Origin of the sequence: Methanobrevibacter ruminantium M1, from assembly GCF_000024185.1 — an archaeon.
Lineage (GTDB): Archaea > Methanobacteriota > Methanobacteria > Methanobacteriales > Methanobacteriaceae > Methanobrevibacter > Methanobrevibacter ruminantium.
This window is the reverse complement of sequence record NC_013790.1, coordinates 1,121,460-1,135,942: the sequence shown is the minus strand read 5'-3', so window position 1 is coordinate 1,135,942 and position 14,483 is coordinate 1,121,460. Positions and strand designations below refer to the sequence as shown.

Below are 14,483 nucleotides of genomic sequence, written 5' to 3'. Positions count from 1 at the left end.
TATTGTTTTAATGCTAGTTTATTAATAAATAAATAAACCAACTAGGCTATCCAAATAAAACATTAATATTTATCTAGAAACCGTTCTTGAATCCCATAAATTTCCTAATGATTTGACTCATTCCAAAAGTACAAATGAAATACCACCATAACCAACCTACACCAAATGGAATGGTAGTTATGTTACCGCCGTAAAGCATTTGTCCTAGAGAGTGGAAAATTGGAGTTAAAGTACAATAATAAACAGCTGGAGGGAATACAACAATAAGTGAACGTATAGCGGATTGCCACATCCAATCGAATATTAATAAGATAGGAACCATAGTTACAATCATTGGTCTGAATGACATTTTCATAACTTCGCTCTGGTCTTGCATCATATCCGTTTGTTTTGCTTGAACTTTTGCTATTTGTTTAGCATCTCCACTTTTTTGAGCTTCTCTTAATTCTTTCTGCAAAGCCTTTGAATTTGCTTGCATCTCATTCATCTTGTCTTGGTCCACTAATAATTTCTGTGCAGTAACTGTCAAAAGGGATATTAAAGCAGATATCACAAATACAGTAAGTACAGGATTATTTGGAGTTGGATCCAATTGAACTAAAGGATTAAGGACAGCATTCATTGCATCGAATACTGGCTGAAGCCAGGAAATACCTAAAAGAAAACTACCTTGATACGCCATTTTATTCCTCACATTGTTTAATTAAATATAATAGTAAATTATAATTCTTATTTTTAAATATAAGATTATCTCTCTTTATTAAAGATGAAATAAACTTTTATTAATAATTTTAATTGATAAAATTACTTTTTCATAGATGTATAATAAACTATTAGTTTATAAATTTTTTACAAATTTATAAAGTAATATTTTAAAATACTGTTATTAAAATGATTTTTAAATACTGATTGGAACTAGTTTAAAAAAATTATAATTAAAATAATTTAAAAAAGAAAAAATAATAAGGATATTATTTCTTTTTAAAAAATTAAGAAAAAATATAGATATTATTCTTATTTTAAAAATTATTTTAAAAATTCAACTAAGCCAGCGACAGTGTCATCTAGCTCATTGTCATGATTATAAACTATTTTCACAGTTGCTCCAGTTAAAGTGGCATAAGCCATTGAAGCTGCTCTGTTCATTTCTTGATGCAATTGAATAGCTTCAGCTGATTCAGCATCTCTTTGTCTAGTGTCATCATTTGTTCTTCTAACCCTGATTTCATCAGGATATGCTTCGATTAAAACAAAATGATCTGGATTTAAACCTTCCAATACCCATTTAGGAAGTCCAGGTAAGAAACCAGATGGAGTGCTTATGGTACAGTGAGTGTCTACAATTACATTTTCACTTTCAGACTTTTCTTTAATTCTAATTCCTGCTGCCTTTTGAATCTCTTTTTGAGTGTCTGCAGGCAATTTTCTTAACTCGTCTCTAGTCTCAACAAGACCTTTTTCAACAGCAATTTCAGTCATTATATCTCCATAGTTTAAATGAAGATAATCTACTTCTTCTAAAGCTTTTTTAAGTACAGTAGTACTTCCAGAACCTGGAATACCTGTTAAAACTACTAATTTCATTTAAATCCTCCCAAAGTATCATTTATAATAAATCAATTTATAAAATAATTTTAAAATAAAAAATATTTTGCTCTTAATCAACTCTTAAAAAGAAAATAATAAATTCAAAGGAACTAATCGTCCTAAGAATTATCATTATAAAAATGTTTAAACTAAATTCAAAGGAACTAATCGTTTCCTAAGAATTTTCTTAACATTGGATGCATTTCCATAAGTTGTTCTTGAGCGATCTCTTCGTAGAGCTTGTATACAATACCTACAGTAAGCAATACACCTGTACCTCCGCCTAAAGCTCCGGTAAGGTCTGCAATAAATGCCAAAATACCTACGAATAAACCACCAAGGATTGTAAGAGCTGGAATATATTTTTTCATGATTGTATAAAGTTGTCTTTTACTACTTCTAAAACCTGGAATCTGTATACCAGAGTTATAGAGTTGCTTTGCAACTTCCTTAGCACTTAAGGAACCACTGATTTCAACCCATAGCCATGAGAAGAGTACACAACAGCCTAAAAATACAATTGCGTAGAATAAAACCCTTAAAGGATTGGTAAACAATACGCTTATGCTGTTAGGGGTGGTAAGCCATAAAGCAAGTCCGCTGATAGCCCTTCCACCTGAAACTTCTCCAAATATAGGGAATCCTAATTTCTGGAAGAGACTTGCAATAAGGGATACGTTTACAAGAAGCGCACTGGTTAAAATAACCGGCATGTTACTTGCATAGATGAATTTCAAAGGATATTTACCTACAGCCCCTCTGATTCTACCGTGTCCTTTTACTCTGCCGTGGGAAATAGGAATCTCGATTCTCATACTTTCACCATATACTGCTATCAAGAACACTACAATGGTAGCAATCAATGGAATCAAGATTTGGAAATTAGGTGCTCCACCAATTATTGATTGAATAAATGCAGGAAGAATACCTGAAGCAGTTGTTGAGGCAGCGGAAGCTGGCAAGAAGTTAAATGTACCTACAATAATTGTTTCTGCTACACCAGCAGCAATGAATAAACCTACACCACTACCGAATCCCCATTTGGATACTACTTCATCCAAATATAAGATCATAATAGCTCCAATAACAAGCTGCAAGAGCATGATTGGATAGAAAGATGGGTCGATAGCAACCAGACTTCCTGTGAATACAAGAACTCCTGCTTCAAATATAGTGAAAATAATAGCTAATAATTTTTGAGTACTTTGAAACATAGCCTTATGTTCGTGTAAGGTCAAGTCCAAATCCAATATCTTTGCACCGACTAATAATTGCAATACAATTGACGCTGTTACAATAGGACCAATCCCTAATGTAAGAATTGACCCGAAACTACCTGCCATAACAGCTCTTAATTGTGCAAATTGGTCAACTGCAGCTGGACTCAACCCATATAATGGAATAAGAGTTAAAAAATAATATAAAACTAAAACTATAGCTGTCCATTTAAGCTTTTCCCTAAAGTCCTGCCTATGAATAGGAGTCTTTACCTCAGGAAGCAACTGAAATATTGGTTTAAAATTTTCTAAAAACATTGTTTCCCCATTAAATTATTATCTACTAAATTCATGTTATTAAATATGATAGATATTCTCAATTGAATACTATATTCAATCACTGAATTTTCTTTAAGTTTTTTTAATAAATATGATCCAAAATATCATTGAATAAAAACATCAGAATAAATTATCTTTTGAATGTTAGCATAATATAAAACATTCAGTAATACTATAATATTTCAGATTAATAATAATTATAATTTTCATTAAATATAAAGTATTCGATATAAAATACTATTATTAAAGCAATTAAATAGAATAATTCTAATAAAAATGAAAAAATTAAATAATTTTAATAAAAATGATAAATTAACAAATTTTTATAAAAATGAAAATATTAAATAATTTTAATAAAAATGATAAATTAACAAATTTTTATAAAAATGAAAATATTAAATAATTTTAATAAAAATGATAAATTAACAAATTTTTATAAAAATGAAAATTAAAAAAATGAAAAATAACAATAAACAAGAATGTTTATTGATTATTTAACTTTTTAATTTGCTTTAGACTTCTTAAAAATTGAATTTTCCCTAAATGGAATAAATCAATCTTAGAATAATCCAAATATTCCTAGAATAATTCAACTGCTTCTCCACCAGCTTCTTCGATTTTTTCGATAGCTGCTTCGGAGAATGCAGGAGACTTTACAACTAAAGGAATGTCAAGAGAGCCAGTAGCTAAAACTTTGTTGTAGCCTAAGTCGGTTACATCAATGACAATTACATCGTCTTCGTCTTTAGTTGCTATTCCTTTTTCCAAGAACTCTTCAGCCTTATCATTCAAGAAGTTTAAGTTTACAGGATAGGATCTGTGGATGGTCTTTTGAGGTCTTTTGAAACCGTGTTTACCAAAGTAATATCTGTTTTCGATTACAGTGGTGGACCAGTGGTGCTTTCCAGCTCCAGCCTTACCTTTACCACCTTTGTTACCTGCTCCTCTTCTTCTTTTGACAGAGCCTCCACCGTTAGATCTGGAACCTCTCATCTTGTTGATTTTTTTGCCTTTTCTAATCATATTAATCCACCCTTAAGCCATTCTCTTTGCAAGACTATTAATATCTTCTCCTCTGTAACCTAAGGATCCGCCTTCTTTGATAGAATGTCTGATTCCTTCATATCCTTTTCTTGGAGGATGTAAACGGAATACAGGTTTCATATTAATATCTTGAGCTTTAAGTTCACCGTTAAGTAATGCATTAGCCAATTCTTCGAAGCTGGAATAATCGGTGTTTTCAGCTAAGTATTCTTCGCTGATACGAGCACCGCCAACTAATCTTCCTCTCTTTTCAATGATTTCAGTGAGAGTTTCAGCATCGATTTCTCCCCAAGTGATATAGTCCTTTGCCTTTTGAAGCATACCTTTGTAGCTTGGGTTTTCCTCAACTAATACAGCGTGATTGATTCTGTTAAGTCTTAACATTTCTAAGGTACTTGCAATGCCTTGAATAACACCAGTAGTACCTCTTACTCTAATAACTAAATACATGATACCACCGCTTATTGGATTACTCCCATATTTTTAAGGTCTTGTTCTGAAGCTTTCATCTTACAGGATTCTTTTAAAGCATTGAATACAGCGTTAGCAAAGTTTACAGTGGTTTGGGTTTGGCCGCTTGCTTGGGACCATACGTCCTTATATCCTGCAAGGCTGAGAATGGTTTTACCTACATCACCGATAGCAAGTCCTACACCTGCAGGAGCAGGTCTTAAGGTTACCTTTACACTGCTTGCCTTACCGGTTACCTTGAATGGAACTGTGTGTTGTCTTCCGCAGACACAACCCCAGTCTCCACAGCCTCTTCTTACTTTGATTACATTGTATTTAGCGTTATCCACTGCTTTTCTGATAGCTGGACCTACTTCTCTAGCTTTACCTTGTCCTAAACCTACGTAACCGTTTCTGTTACCGACAGCAACGATTACTCTAAAGTTTACTTTTCTACCAGATTTGTGCATTCTTTGAACTAAGTTTACGTCCATTACTTCCTCTTCCAAGTCAGGGAGCAATGCGTCAATGATTTCAAGTTCCATTATAGGGAGACCTTTTTCAAAGATTTCATCAATATCGGTAATGTTACCTGCTTTTACTTCCTTACCTAAATTGGTTTTAGGTTCCCAATCATCCATATTAAAGCTCATACTTCAGCCTCATCAATTTTATTTTTAATCTCTTCAAAGTGTTGAGGTAAATCAGTAGGTTGAAGACCTCTTGCTAAATATTGAGAGAATTTTTTATTAAGTTCATCTTCATCTAAGCTTTCTGCATATGCTGCAATGTGCTCACCATTGATTCTATCTTCACTAGGAATGATAGATTCGCCATAAGGAACATCTAATCCTGCATCAGCAGCACCTTTTACAGCTGCAAATACTTTAGCTCCTTTAATAGGGGATTTTAAACCAATGTCTGCAATAGCGTATTCAACTCCAGCTGCAAGAGCCTTCTTACCACATAAGTATGCGGTTAAGTATACAGCGCTGGTGTTTTTGTTTCCGCCTTTCCAGCCTAACTTGTTTAATTCCTTACTGTGTGCAGATACGACAGTCTCATCGCCGGTTAGGCCTACATTGATTACTTGAACAATACAATTAGCATTGGAAATTCTTACAACTAATCTTGCCTTGTCTACATCCACTAATTTAGCTCTAGCAGCAAAGTCAGTTTTTCCTTCTCTTCTTCTTCTGAAAGCCACTTTATAATTTGATCCGCTTGCCATGTCAATTCCTCCTATTTGATTAAGTCATGGTCTCTAGCGTAAGTTTTCATGTAAGATTTACTTCTGAAAGCTCCACCTTTAGCCATCTTGTATAATTTGCGGTAGGTAGTAGGATCGATTTCACCAGTGTCTCTCATTTCTTTAAGATCGCTTCTTAAAGCACGGATGGTTTTCATCCAAACTTGTTTTTTAGGTGTACGAGCGTTCTTTGCTCCTTTTACACTACCTCTTCCTTTTCGTTTTCCTTTCTTCTTTTGCTCTTTAAGTTTTTTAGATCTGTAGCTACTAATACCAGTTTTTGGTCTAGCTTTGATAATACCTTGATCTATAAGTTGTTTGACACCGTCTCTTGTAATAGCTCTAGAAACTTCTTCTACTTCTTCTGGATCTATCCATACACGGTTTACTCCAACTTTAAGTATACTAGCAGCTAATCTTCTTTGTGTAGTAAGATTCATTAATAATCCTCCATTTTAACTAGCTGATAAACTTGAATCAAAATTTTTCAAGCTTCCCTTTAATTTTGATAAATTAAATTCATTTGTTAATTTAATCGTTTATCGTGCTCTTACTTAGAAAATGGATTCCTTGCTTGACTTTTGGCCAATATATTTAAAAAGCGAATTTTCCATAAATCCCCTCATTAAATTACACACAATTAATTATTTATCCAGTAATCAAGAGTTTAGTTATTAAACCCTTTGATCAATTAATTGATTGAATCAAATTGTTAAATAGGTTGTGACATGAGGTTAAGGACGTATTCCATAATCCCTTGCCAACTTTATTTAACGCCCCTAATTTTCTAAGTAGTAAGCATTATAAATTTTATAATTTTAATTAATTCAAATTTTGATTTAAAAATTGATTCATCGGAATCAATGATTAAAGCCATTTATTTTTATAATTAAATTTCTTAACAAATTTTTTAGGAAATGAAAAAACTTCAGTTTCATCATCTATCAATGAAAAACAATGTTTTTCAAAATTCTATAAATTAAAAATTTATAATTGTCTGTTTAATACTTTTATACCTAATTCTGATGCTTTTTCTAACATCAATGCTTTTTTACGTTTACCAATAGAAGCGCTGATTCTAGCAGCTTCAGTTTCTGCGTCAAGAGCTTCTAAATCTTTCATGTTATAAACAAGAACATCTTTGTAACCAGAAGGATGTAATCCTCTAGTAGCTCTAGGAGTACGATAACCAATTGATGGCATTGCAGGTTTACCTGCTTCGTATCTTCTCATTTTACTAGTTTTACCTCTAGGACGTCTCCATTTGGTTCCTAATTTTTTATAACGAGCATATTCCTGTCTTTTAAAATCTTTACTCATCAAAATCACCATTATAACTATAATTACTATAACTAATAACTAAATAACACCAATAAATTTAAAACAATCCTATTTATTCCCTGCTGGTTAAGTAGATACCGTCTTGGAATACTCTAGGGTCTTTGCCTCTGATTTTAGTGGCTTGTTCTAAATTAGCCATAGTTTGACCGACGTCTTCTTTGTTTACACCGGTAATGATTACTTCATCACCTTTTACTTGAACATTTGCTCCTCCTACAATCTTTGAAGATCTAGGATGTCTTTCCCCAATGAAGTTGTCAATGGTTACCTTATCTCCTTCGACCTTTACGGTCATTGGAAAGTGAGCGTATACGATTTTCATATGATAGGTGAAACCTTCGGTTACTCCTTTAATCATATTGTTTAAATGTGCTCTGGTAGTTCCGATCATTGATTTGTCTTTCTTTTTTGGGAAAGCGGTTTCAAGAACAAGGATATCGTCTTCTTTCTTAATAGTCACATTAGGGTAAGTGAATTTTCTAGAAATTTCGCCGTTTGGGCCTTTCATAGAAATTTCATCATCAATTATAACTTCAACGCCTTCAGGGATTTCAATTTCTTCCCTTATAGCTGCAGCTAATACCATATTTAATCACCTAATACATGTAAGCCAACAAACGTCCGCCGATACCTCTTTCCTTAGCTTCCCTGTGGGTCATGATACCTTCAGGAGTGGTTACGATTAAGATACCGAAGTTCTTTGCTGGTAAATATCTTTTTTCGAATTTCTCAAATTCATCTTTCTTTACAGCATGACGAGGTTTGATTACACCGCACTGATTAATGTTACCTTCCAATTCCACTTCGAATTTTCCAGCCTTGTTATCATCGATAAATTCAAATTCGCCAATATAATTCTCTTTTTGCATTGTGCTTAACACACGTCCGATCAATTTGGACGCTGGAGAAATAGTACAGTGGTCATTTACTTGACGTTCGTTATTTCTGATGTTTGTTAAGGCATCTGCAAGAGGATCCATAAGAGTCATAATAGTCACCTTTTCTAATTGTATTTTTTAAATCCTATTTTAGGAGCAATTTCTCTAAAACATTGCCTGCATAAGTTGAGTCCGTATCTGCTTACGATAGCAGAGTGGTCTCCACAACGGCTACATTTTTTGGATGCTTTTCCGTATTTTCTTGGCAAAACAATCACCTTAATACATATTCTTAATAAACATAAGCTGAGCGAATAACAATCATCATCATTTAGTATTCTTCTTCCTCAGCGATAGTTACATTAAAGTTCTCTTCCATAAATTTCATAGTTTCTTCAGGAGTGATTCTGTGTCTTTTTGGAATGGATTTCTTTTGGATTTTTCTTCTTTTGATTCTGTAACCAGGTTTTTCAAAAGTGATTGAAAGGTTCATACCAAAAATACCAATATCAGGGTCATATCTCATTCCAGGAATGTCGATATGTTCTCTAATACCGAAAGAAACGTTACCTTGTGCATCAAATTGACTTGGTCTTAATCTGTTGTTGATACCATCCAATACCATTTTGATTGCATCTTCAGCCTTTTCCCCACGGAGGGTGACCTTACATGCAATAGGCTGTCTTTTTCTTATACCCCATTCAGGGTTAGTGACTTTGGAATAGGTCTTTACAGGGGTTTGACCAGTCATGTTTTCAATAAGGGTCATAGCTCTGGATAATTTTTCACCAGCTTCTCCAACACCGATATTGATGGTTGCCTTTGCTATGACGACTTCGTTCATTGGGTTCATTGATTAACCTCCAATAAGTCAATGGCAGGTTCATCCTTACCAATTACAAATGCATAATCTTTTAAAGTTAAGAAAGTGTCCTTATTAGCCTTTTCGATAATTACGGTATTTGCTTTAGAGGATTGGTCTACAATGACCTCTTGGATTTTACCAAGCTCTCCAGTGTGTTTACCACCGGTAACAAGTACAACTACGTCTTCGCCAAATTCGAAGTTTTCCTTAATCTCTTGTTCTGGAATGTTGAGACATACAACATCGTATGCAGAGTAGTTGTCTTCTTCCACAATTACATTTCTACCGTCGTGAAGGTTTAATTGAGTTTTTCCGCCTTTGATGGTAGATTTGTTTACGATTTTAGCTAATTTGAACTCTGCGTCTTCAGCAGAGATAGGGTGTAAAGTTAATCTTCCTTTAGTATCTAAAAGTATTCTGTAATTTTCACCAGTCTTAGGAATGGATAATATGTCCATGAATCCTACTGGGAATTTGTAATCTTTTTTAGCTCTTCCGTCAATCAATACATTACCAGTGTTGATGAGCCTTTTAGCTTCCCTTGAGTTATCTGCAATACCTAAGATATCACGGATGATTACAAGCAAAGGCAATGAGTCATTGATTGCGTGAGTACCGGGAGCAGGTTTTACTGTCCAAGTATCTTCTTTTGGATGGATAGGCCAGGTTTTAGGTGCGTTGTATCTTTTAAGATGCTTTCTAGATCCCATTTTTGCCATCTTATTCCTCCTTAATTCTTCTTTCGTCTTTTAAATCAGCTTCAATAATCATCAAGTTGGACGGATGGATTGGAAGAAATACAGCGTTTCCATCAGGCTTGTTTAATGTAACGCCTTCAACGGTAACTTTGTATCTTTTAGCGTCGATAGATTCAACTTTTCCTTCGTGACCTTTAAAGTCTCCGCGAACAACTTGAACTTTGTCTCCTACTTTGATTGGCAATGATCTTTTGCCAATATCTGCTCTTAATTCTTTACTTAAGTTAGCGCTCATGATTTTACGGCGAATGTGTAAAGGAGCAGTGTAGAGAGCTTTTCTTTGTTTTCTTGGTTGAATTGACATTTAATCACCATACTTAAATCAATATGCTTGCTGCACTGCCTACGCTAGGCCATTTGTCAGCTGCCTCTTTAGCAACAGGTCCTCTGATTTCAGAACCTTTCAATACTCCTTCAGGAGTAATGATAACTGCAGCATTGTCTTCGAATTTTACACGAAGACCATCAGCACGTCTGTATTCTTTTTTCTGTCTTACAACAACGGCGTTGACGACTTCTCTTCTCATGTCAGCGGTTCCTTTCTTAACTGAAGCAACAACCATGTCGCCTACTCCAGCTACGTCAAGTCTCCTTCTAACACCTTTGAATCCCTTTACGGAAATAATTTCGATTTCACGGGCACCGGTGTTATCAACACATTGAAGTCTTGCGCCTATTGGCAAAGCCTTAGTTACGCTTGAGGTAGTAGGTTTCATTCTAATCATCACCCTTTACTTCAACTAATACAAAGTGTTTAGTCTTGCTTAAAGGCCTACATTCTGCGATTTTTACAGCGTCGCCAACTTCAACATCAATACAATCAGGTTTGTGAACGTTAATTCTTGATTTCCTTTTTTCGTATCTTTCATATTTTCTAATGAACTTGTAGAAACTACGTTCTACAGTAATAGTCCTTTCTGCTTTATTAGTAGTAACAACACCTTCAAGGACTTGTCCTCTAACAGATAAATTACCATGGAAAGGGCAGTTAGGATCATCACATTTAGTTTCTGGTTCCTTAACATTAAGACCAACCATATTATCACCATTAAATTTTTTTATATCTTTTCTTTATCCTATCTTCAGGACGATTCAATAATATTTTACCATCAATTTCAACTATGGTTCCATCTGGAACCTTGAATTGAAATACAGAAACATCTTTCTGAATTAATTTTTCCTTATAAATTAAATTAAAATGATTTTGTTGATTAGAACCTAAGTCATCACTTAAGACTTTTTCTTCAACCTCAATCAAGAGAGTCTTTTTAGTCTCATCAATAACAGTTCCGCAAAGCCCTATCAAAGAGGGATTGGAACTGTCAACAACTTTAAGCTCTAACCCAATTAATTCATGATAGAATATATTATTTGAGCTTATCATTCTAAGCCTCAGTATGTGTAAAGATAATAAACTTAGTTAGTGTCTTCTCCTTAAAAGAGTCTGACTAGTGTCTCACTCCTAAGAGTCTGACTAGTGTCTTCTCCTCTTATTGTATTTCTTATCAGAGTCTCTGATTTCAATAGTGTCAGAAGAGAATCCCATTTCAGATAAGACTTCCTTAACTCTTGCCTTATGATCTCCTTGAAGTTCAATTTGACCCTTCTTGGCAGTGCCTCCGCAGGCACATTTGGCTTTAAGAGTTTTAGTAAGCTCCTTAATATCTATATCATGTTCATCTATTCCTTCGACAATAGTCATAAGTTTACCGAATCTTCTTCTTACTGTAAAAACTTTTACAGATTGTACTTCCCTTGCGATTTCTTCGCATACGCAAAGCTCTTCAGGAAGTCCACATACATCACAGATTTTTGACATTTAATTCTCCTTCTGTTTTTGGTTCATAATTGTAAGAACACGAGCAATAGTCCTTTTGAGTTCTCTAATTTTACCAGGGTTTTCATTAACACCTGCAGCAGCACTTTTAGAAACGTTTTTAGCGAGTTCCGCTTTGAGTTCCACCAATTTTTCTTCGATGTCCTCAATTTCCATTTCCCAAATTTCTTTACTTCTTAAAATTGCCATTATTTCAACTCACTTAAGGTCATTTATTCGACATCTTCTTCAGCAGCTTCAAGCTCTTCGAGATCTTCAAGCTCTTCTTCAAGCTCTTCTAAGTCCTCTTCGACTTCTTCAATCTCTTCAGTGACTTCCTCTTCGATCTCTTCGACATCTTCTTCAGCTGCTTCTACAACAGGTTCCTCTACTTCAACAGGAGCAATGATATCCACCTTATCAGGTAAGGTTGCTTCAGGAGGCATGATTCTAACTACAATACCTAAAACACCAGGTTTTAAAGGTGCGGTAGCAAAACCTTCAGTTACGAATCTGGTTGCAGGTTCACCACATTTCTTGATGTATCCCTCGGTGAATTTTGCAACAGCAGATCTTGATCCTCTGATCTTACCGGAAATGGTTACTTCCACTCCTTGAGCTCCAGCGCCCATGATTTTACGGATTGTGGAATAAGCCACTCTTCTAAAGTGCATTCCTCTTTGGAGCATGTTGGCAATCTTGGAAGCCATGATTCTTGCGTTGAGTTCAGGAACAGCAACTTCCTTAACTTCAACCTGTGGGTTGTCAAGGTCAAACTTGGTCTTAAGGCTTTGGGTGATTGCCCTTACGGTCTTTCCACCTCTACCGATTACCATACCAGGTCTTTCTGCATAGACAATTACCATGGTTCCTAAAGGAGTTACTTGGATTTCCATTCCACCGTAACCTGCTCTTTCAAGTTCTTTTTCTAAATATTCATCTATTCTGGTTCTTCTGAGACCTTCTGTAACGAAATCTTTTTCTATCATTAATTAAGCCTCCACTAAAACTACTTGAATATGGGTGGTTGGAGTGTTGAATGGAGTGACTCTACCGAATGCTCTTGGTCTAGCTCCTCTTATTACCATTCCTCTGTGGGAAGAGATATGCTCAATCTTGAGGTTTTCTACATCCATACCTTTGTATTCAGCATTTGCTTCTGCGTTTTCTATAACAGTTAAGATTGCTTTGGAAGCCTTTACAGGGTATCTTCCAGCAGCCCAGCCTTTCATTCCTTTTCTGTGACCTACATCTCTGTTGTGTCTTTTGAAAGGAACAGCCTTTTTCATATCAATAACATCATTTAAGTATGCTTTTGCCTTTGCAACATCCATGCCTCTTATTGCACTGCAGATTTCAACGCAATGCTTTGGAGAAACCTTAATGGATTTTGCCATAGCACGTGCTGTCTTAGATTCGTCAGCATCAGGATTGTTATAAGCGTATTTGTTTTTTGCCATATCATCCTCTCCTTATTTAAGTGGCACAAACATAGATGATCTGGTAGCACCCATACCTGGGTCACCGTGTTGAACTCTAGCTCTGGTTGGTGCGAATTCACCAAAGAAGCAGCCTAGCATTTCAGGGGTGAAGGTTACTTCCACAAAGTCTCTGCCGTTGTAGATTCCGAAAGTGGTTCCTACCATTTCAGGAATTACGATCATGTCTCTGCAGTGAGTTCTAACTACTAGCGGTTTTCCACCTTTCTTATCCATCTTTTGCATCTTTCTCATTTTATCCAACACAGACTGTTGTCTAGGTAAGAATCCTCTTTTTAAGGATCTTCTTTGTCTTGCTGGTAAAAGTTCAATAAATTCGTCTAAGGACATTTCTTTTAATTCTTCAATAGTATATCCTCTGTATTTAAATATTTTTCTAGCCAATGACACATCTCCTTAAATTATCTTCTCTTTCCAGTACGTTTAGCTGCAATTGAACCAACTTTTCTTCCAGGTGGTGCGTGTCTTGAGATAGTGGTCGGACGACCTGGGTGTTGTCTGTTACCTCCACCGTGAGGGTGGTCTACAGCGTTCATTGCTACTCCTCTAACAGTCATAAACTTCTTACCTTTAGCCTTATAAGCATGCCATCTGACACCTGCCTTGAGGAAAGGTTTCTCTTTTCTTCCTCCACCAGCTACAACACCGATACTTGCACGGCATCTTGGGTTGAAGGATTTGAGTTCACCAGATGGTAATTCCACAACAGCTTGACTTGCATCATGAGTAATTAAAGAAGCGTAAGTTCCAGAGGATCTTACGAAACGTCCTCCGTCTCCTGGTCTGTTTTCAATATTGTAGATAGGAGTACCTTCAGGGATTTCAGCAAGTGGCAAAGTGTTTCCAAAGCTGATTGGAGCTGAGATACCGCATTCGATTTCATCATCAATTTGAATTGATTCAGGAGCTAAAATATGTCTCTTTTCACCGTTTTCGAATTTGACAAGAGCAATAGGGGCGGTCCTTGCAGGGTCGTGAATGATTTTAACGACTTTTCCTTTTAAGCTTCCTTCCTTCTCTAAGTCATCGTAAGCCCTGTATTGGATTTTATCCTTGAATCTGTGAGATGCTACACGATGAGCAGGAGTTCCTCTTCCTCTACGTTGGTGTATTAATCGTTTTCCCATAATCAATCCTCCTTAGAATACTCCCATTTTAACTGCTACATCTTCAGCTTCGCCTTCTTCAGCAAGCTTGACATAGGCTAACTTCAATCCTTTAGAGGTTATGTGAGTGTTTACTCTTACAACCTTTTCATCGTAAAGGAATTCGAATGCCCTTTTGATTTGAGATTTTGTAGCGGTTCTTCTTACAACGAAGGTTAGCTCGTTGTTTTGATCGATTAAGTTCATAGTCTTCTCAGTTACATGAGGTTTAACAATAATTGTATAAGGATCCATAAATATCCACCTTCTTAACTATGCCATATAAATCTGTCTT

Annotated in this window: 25 protein-coding genes; all 25 read right to left on the bottom strand. The window is 35.4% G+C overall.

Going from position 1 to position 14,483, the window contains the following annotated elements; translation table 11 throughout:
- Positions 1-73: 73 nt before the first annotated feature.
- A complete protein-coding gene (locus MRU_RS04425) occupies positions 74-682 on the bottom strand; it encodes a DUF106 domain-containing protein (RefSeq protein WP_012955679.1) in 609 nt (202 codons plus the stop codon).
- Positions 683-1,026: 344 nt separating this feature from the next.
- Positions 1,027-1,584 (bottom strand): adenylate kinase, encoded by a 558-nt coding sequence (locus MRU_RS04420; protein WP_012955678.1) that lies wholly within the window; start codon positions 1,582-1,584, stop codon positions 1,027-1,029.
- 167 nt (positions 1,585-1,751) lie between these two features.
- A complete protein-coding gene (gene secY / locus MRU_RS04415; protein WP_012955677.1) occupies positions 1,752-3,122 on the bottom strand; it encodes a preprotein translocase subunit SecY in 1,371 nt (456 codons plus the stop codon).
- A 600-nt stretch (positions 3,123-3,722) separates the two neighbouring features.
- Positions 3,723-4,166 carry an uL15m family ribosomal protein gene (locus tag MRU_RS04410; RefSeq protein WP_012955676.1) on the bottom strand — a complete coding sequence of 148 codons (444 nt, stop codon included), beginning with the start codon at positions 4,164-4,166 and terminating at the stop codon, positions 3,723-3,725.
- A gap of 12 nt (positions 4,167-4,178) precedes the next feature.
- Positions 4,179-4,637: a 50S ribosomal protein L30 gene (locus tag MRU_RS04405; RefSeq protein ID WP_012955675.1), complete on the bottom strand. Its 459-nt coding sequence runs from the start codon at positions 4,635-4,637 to the stop codon at positions 4,179-4,181.
- An 11-nt stretch (positions 4,638-4,648) separates the two neighbouring features.
- Positions 4,649-5,290 carry a 30S ribosomal protein S5 gene (locus MRU_RS04400; protein WP_012955674.1) on the bottom strand — a complete coding sequence of 214 codons (642 nt, stop codon included), beginning with the start codon at positions 5,288-5,290 and terminating at the stop codon, positions 4,649-4,651.
- Positions 5,287-5,868: a 50S ribosomal protein L18 gene (locus tag MRU_RS04395; protein WP_012955673.1), complete on the bottom strand. Its 582-nt coding sequence runs from the start codon at positions 5,866-5,868 to the stop codon at positions 5,287-5,289. Before MRU_RS04395 ends, MRU_RS04400 begins: the two co-directional genes overlap by 4 nt.
- A gap of 11 nt (positions 5,869-5,879) precedes the next feature.
- Entirely contained in the window at positions 5,880-6,326 is a 447-nt protein-coding gene (locus tag MRU_RS04390; protein WP_012955672.1) for a 50S ribosomal protein L19e, read from the bottom strand.
- A gap of 547 nt (positions 6,327-6,873) precedes the next feature.
- The gene (locus tag MRU_RS04385; protein ID WP_048812419.1) at positions 6,874-7,206 is read right to left on the bottom strand and encodes a 50S ribosomal protein L32e; all 333 of its coding nucleotides are present in this window, start codon (positions 7,204-7,206) and stop codon (positions 6,874-6,876) included.
- A gap of 73 nt (positions 7,207-7,279) precedes the next feature.
- Positions 7,280-7,813, bottom strand: coding sequence for a 50S ribosomal protein L6 (locus MRU_RS04380; RefSeq protein ID WP_012955670.1), 534 nt, complete (start codon positions 7,811-7,813; stop codon positions 7,280-7,282).
- 10 nt (positions 7,814-7,823) lie between these two features.
- Positions 7,824-8,216, bottom strand: coding sequence for a 30S ribosomal protein S8 (locus tag MRU_RS04375; protein WP_012955669.1), 393 nt, complete (start codon positions 8,214-8,216; stop codon positions 7,824-7,826).
- 14 nt (positions 8,217-8,230) lie between these two features.
- Positions 8,231-8,383: a 30S ribosomal protein S14 gene (locus MRU_RS04370; RefSeq protein ID WP_012955668.1), complete on the bottom strand. Its 153-nt coding sequence runs from the start codon at positions 8,381-8,383 to the stop codon at positions 8,231-8,233.
- A gap of 53 nt (positions 8,384-8,436) precedes the next feature.
- On the bottom strand, positions 8,437-8,958 hold the full coding sequence (locus MRU_RS04365) for a 50S ribosomal protein L5 (RefSeq protein WP_012955667.1): 522 nt from the start codon (positions 8,956-8,958) through the stop codon (positions 8,437-8,439).
- The gene (locus tag MRU_RS04360; RefSeq protein ID WP_012955666.1) at positions 8,955-9,689 is read right to left on the bottom strand and encodes a 30S ribosomal protein S4e; all 735 of its coding nucleotides are present in this window, start codon (positions 9,687-9,689) and stop codon (positions 8,955-8,957) included. Before MRU_RS04360 ends, MRU_RS04365 begins: the two co-directional genes overlap by 4 nt.
- A 1-nt stretch (position 9,690) precedes the next feature.
- Positions 9,691-10,032, bottom strand: a complete 342-nt coding sequence (gene rplX / locus MRU_RS04355) for a 50S ribosomal protein L24 (protein ID WP_012955665.1) — start codon at positions 10,030-10,032, stop codon at positions 9,691-9,693.
- Between the two features lie 13 nt (positions 10,033-10,045).
- Positions 10,046-10,444 carry a 50S ribosomal protein L14 gene (locus MRU_RS04350; protein WP_012955664.1) on the bottom strand — a complete coding sequence of 133 codons (399 nt, stop codon included), beginning with the start codon at positions 10,442-10,444 and terminating at the stop codon, positions 10,046-10,048.
- 1 nt (position 10,445) lies between these two features.
- Positions 10,446-10,766: a 30S ribosomal protein S17 gene (locus MRU_RS04345; protein WP_012955663.1), complete on the bottom strand. Its 321-nt coding sequence runs from the start codon at positions 10,764-10,766 to the stop codon at positions 10,446-10,448.
- A 10-nt stretch (positions 10,767-10,776) separates the two neighbouring features.
- Positions 10,777-11,112: a ribonuclease P protein component 1 gene (locus MRU_RS04340; RefSeq protein ID WP_012955662.1), complete on the bottom strand. Its 336-nt coding sequence runs from the start codon at positions 11,110-11,112 to the stop codon at positions 10,777-10,779.
- Between the two features lie 90 nt (positions 11,113-11,202).
- Positions 11,203-11,547 carry a stress response translation initiation inhibitor YciH gene (gene yciH / locus MRU_RS04335; protein ID WP_012955661.1) on the bottom strand — a complete coding sequence of 115 codons (345 nt, stop codon included), beginning with the start codon at positions 11,545-11,547 and terminating at the stop codon, positions 11,203-11,205.
- Complete coding sequence (gene rpmC / locus MRU_RS04330; protein ID WP_012955660.1) at positions 11,548-11,754, bottom strand: 50S ribosomal protein L29; 207 nt, start codon at positions 11,752-11,754, stop codon at positions 11,548-11,550.
- A 23-nt stretch (positions 11,755-11,777) separates the two neighbouring features.
- Positions 11,778-12,533 carry a 30S ribosomal protein S3 gene (locus MRU_RS04325; RefSeq protein ID WP_012955659.1) on the bottom strand — a complete coding sequence of 252 codons (756 nt, stop codon included), beginning with the start codon at positions 12,531-12,533 and terminating at the stop codon, positions 11,778-11,780.
- Between the two features lie 3 nt (positions 12,534-12,536).
- Positions 12,537-13,004 (bottom strand): 50S ribosomal protein L22, encoded by a 468-nt coding sequence (locus MRU_RS04320; RefSeq protein ID WP_012955658.1) that lies wholly within the window; start codon positions 13,002-13,004, stop codon positions 12,537-12,539.
- A gap of 12 nt (positions 13,005-13,016) precedes the next feature.
- Positions 13,017-13,427 carry a 30S ribosomal protein S19 gene (locus MRU_RS04315; RefSeq protein WP_012955657.1) on the bottom strand — a complete coding sequence of 137 codons (411 nt, stop codon included), beginning with the start codon at positions 13,425-13,427 and terminating at the stop codon, positions 13,017-13,019.
- Positions 13,428-13,444: 17 nt separating this feature from the next.
- Positions 13,445-14,170 carry a 50S ribosomal protein L2 gene (locus MRU_RS04310; protein WP_012955656.1) on the bottom strand — a complete coding sequence of 242 codons (726 nt, stop codon included), beginning with the start codon at positions 14,168-14,170 and terminating at the stop codon, positions 13,445-13,447.
- Positions 14,171-14,182: 12 nt separating this feature from the next.
- Complete coding sequence (locus tag MRU_RS04305; RefSeq protein ID WP_012955655.1) at positions 14,183-14,443, bottom strand: 50S ribosomal protein L23; 261 nt, start codon at positions 14,441-14,443, stop codon at positions 14,183-14,185.
- Positions 14,444-14,483 lie beyond the last annotated feature (40 nt).

Excerpts from the sequence above, each read along its gene's own strand:
- MRU_RS04325 (WP_012955659.1), bottom strand. The coding sequence starts at position 12,533 with ATGATAGAAAAAGATTTCGTTACAGAAGGTCTCAGAAGAACCAGAATA.
- MRU_RS04320 (WP_012955658.1), bottom strand. The coding sequence starts at position 13,004 with ATGGCAAAAAACAAATACGCTTATAACAATCCTGATGCTGACGAATCT.
- MRU_RS04340 (WP_012955662.1), bottom strand. The coding sequence starts at position 11,112 with ATGATAAGCTCAAATAATATATTCTATCATGAATTAATTGGGTTAGAG.
- secY (WP_012955677.1), bottom strand. The coding sequence starts at position 3,122 with ATGTTTTTAGAAAATTTTAAACCAATATTTCAGTTGCTTCCTGAGGTA.
- MRU_RS04410 (WP_012955676.1), bottom strand. The coding sequence starts at position 4,166 with ATGATTAGAAAAGGCAAAAAAATCAACAAGATGAGAGGTTCCAGATCT.
- MRU_RS04405 (WP_012955675.1), bottom strand. The coding sequence starts at position 4,637 with ATGTATTTAGTTATTAGAGTAAGAGGTACTACTGGTGTTATTCAAGGC.
- rpmC (WP_012955660.1), bottom strand. The coding sequence starts at position 11,754 with ATGGCAATTTTAAGAAGTAAAGAAATTTGGGAAATGGAAATTGAGGAC.
- MRU_RS04380 (WP_012955670.1), bottom strand. The coding sequence starts at position 7,813 with ATGGTATTAGCTGCAGCTATAAGGGAAGAAATTGAAATCCCTGAAGGC.
- MRU_RS04345 (WP_012955663.1), bottom strand. The coding sequence starts at position 10,766 with ATGGTTGGTCTTAATGTTAAGGAACCAGAAACTAAATGTGATGATCCT.
- MRU_RS04390 (WP_012955672.1), bottom strand. The coding sequence starts at position 6,326 with ATGAATCTTACTACACAAAGAAGATTAGCTGCTAGTATACTTAAAGTT.
- rplX (WP_012955665.1), bottom strand. The coding sequence starts at position 10,032 with ATGTCAATTCAACCAAGAAAACAAAGAAAAGCTCTCTACACTGCTCCT.
- MRU_RS04360 (WP_012955666.1), bottom strand. The coding sequence starts at position 9,689 with ATGGCAAAAATGGGATCTAGAAAGCATCTTAAAAGATACAACGCACCT.
- MRU_RS04350 (WP_012955664.1), bottom strand. The coding sequence starts at position 10,444 with ATGAAACCTACTACCTCAAGCGTAACTAAGGCTTTGCCAATAGGCGCA.
- MRU_RS04365 (WP_012955667.1), bottom strand. The coding sequence starts at position 8,958 with ATGAACCCAATGAACGAAGTCGTCATAGCAAAGGCAACCATCAATATC.
- MRU_RS04425 (WP_012955679.1), bottom strand. The coding sequence starts at position 682 with ATGGCGTATCAAGGTAGTTTTCTTTTAGGTATTTCCTGGCTTCAGCCA.
- MRU_RS04395 (WP_012955673.1), bottom strand. The coding sequence starts at position 5,868 with ATGGCAAGCGGATCAAATTATAAAGTGGCTTTCAGAAGAAGAAGAGAA.
- MRU_RS04385 (WP_048812419.1), bottom strand. The coding sequence starts at position 7,206 with ATGAGTAAAGATTTTAAAAGACAGGAATATGCTCGTTATAAAAAATTA.
- MRU_RS04310 (WP_012955656.1), bottom strand. The coding sequence starts at position 14,170 with ATGGGAAAACGATTAATACACCAACGTAGAGGAAGAGGAACTCCTGCT.
- MRU_RS04375 (WP_012955669.1), bottom strand. The coding sequence starts at position 8,216 with ATGACTCTTATGGATCCTCTTGCAGATGCCTTAACAAACATCAGAAAT.
- yciH (WP_012955661.1), bottom strand. The coding sequence starts at position 11,547 with ATGTCAAAAATCTGTGATGTATGTGGACTTCCTGAAGAGCTTTGCGTA.
- MRU_RS04420 (WP_012955678.1), bottom strand. The coding sequence starts at position 1,584 with ATGAAATTAGTAGTTTTAACAGGTATTCCAGGTTCTGGAAGTACTACT.
- MRU_RS04305 (WP_012955655.1), bottom strand. The coding sequence starts at position 14,443 with ATGGATCCTTATACAATTATTGTTAAACCTCATGTAACTGAGAAGACT.
- MRU_RS04400 (WP_012955674.1), bottom strand. The coding sequence starts at position 5,290 with ATGAGCTTTAATATGGATGATTGGGAACCTAAAACCAATTTAGGTAAG.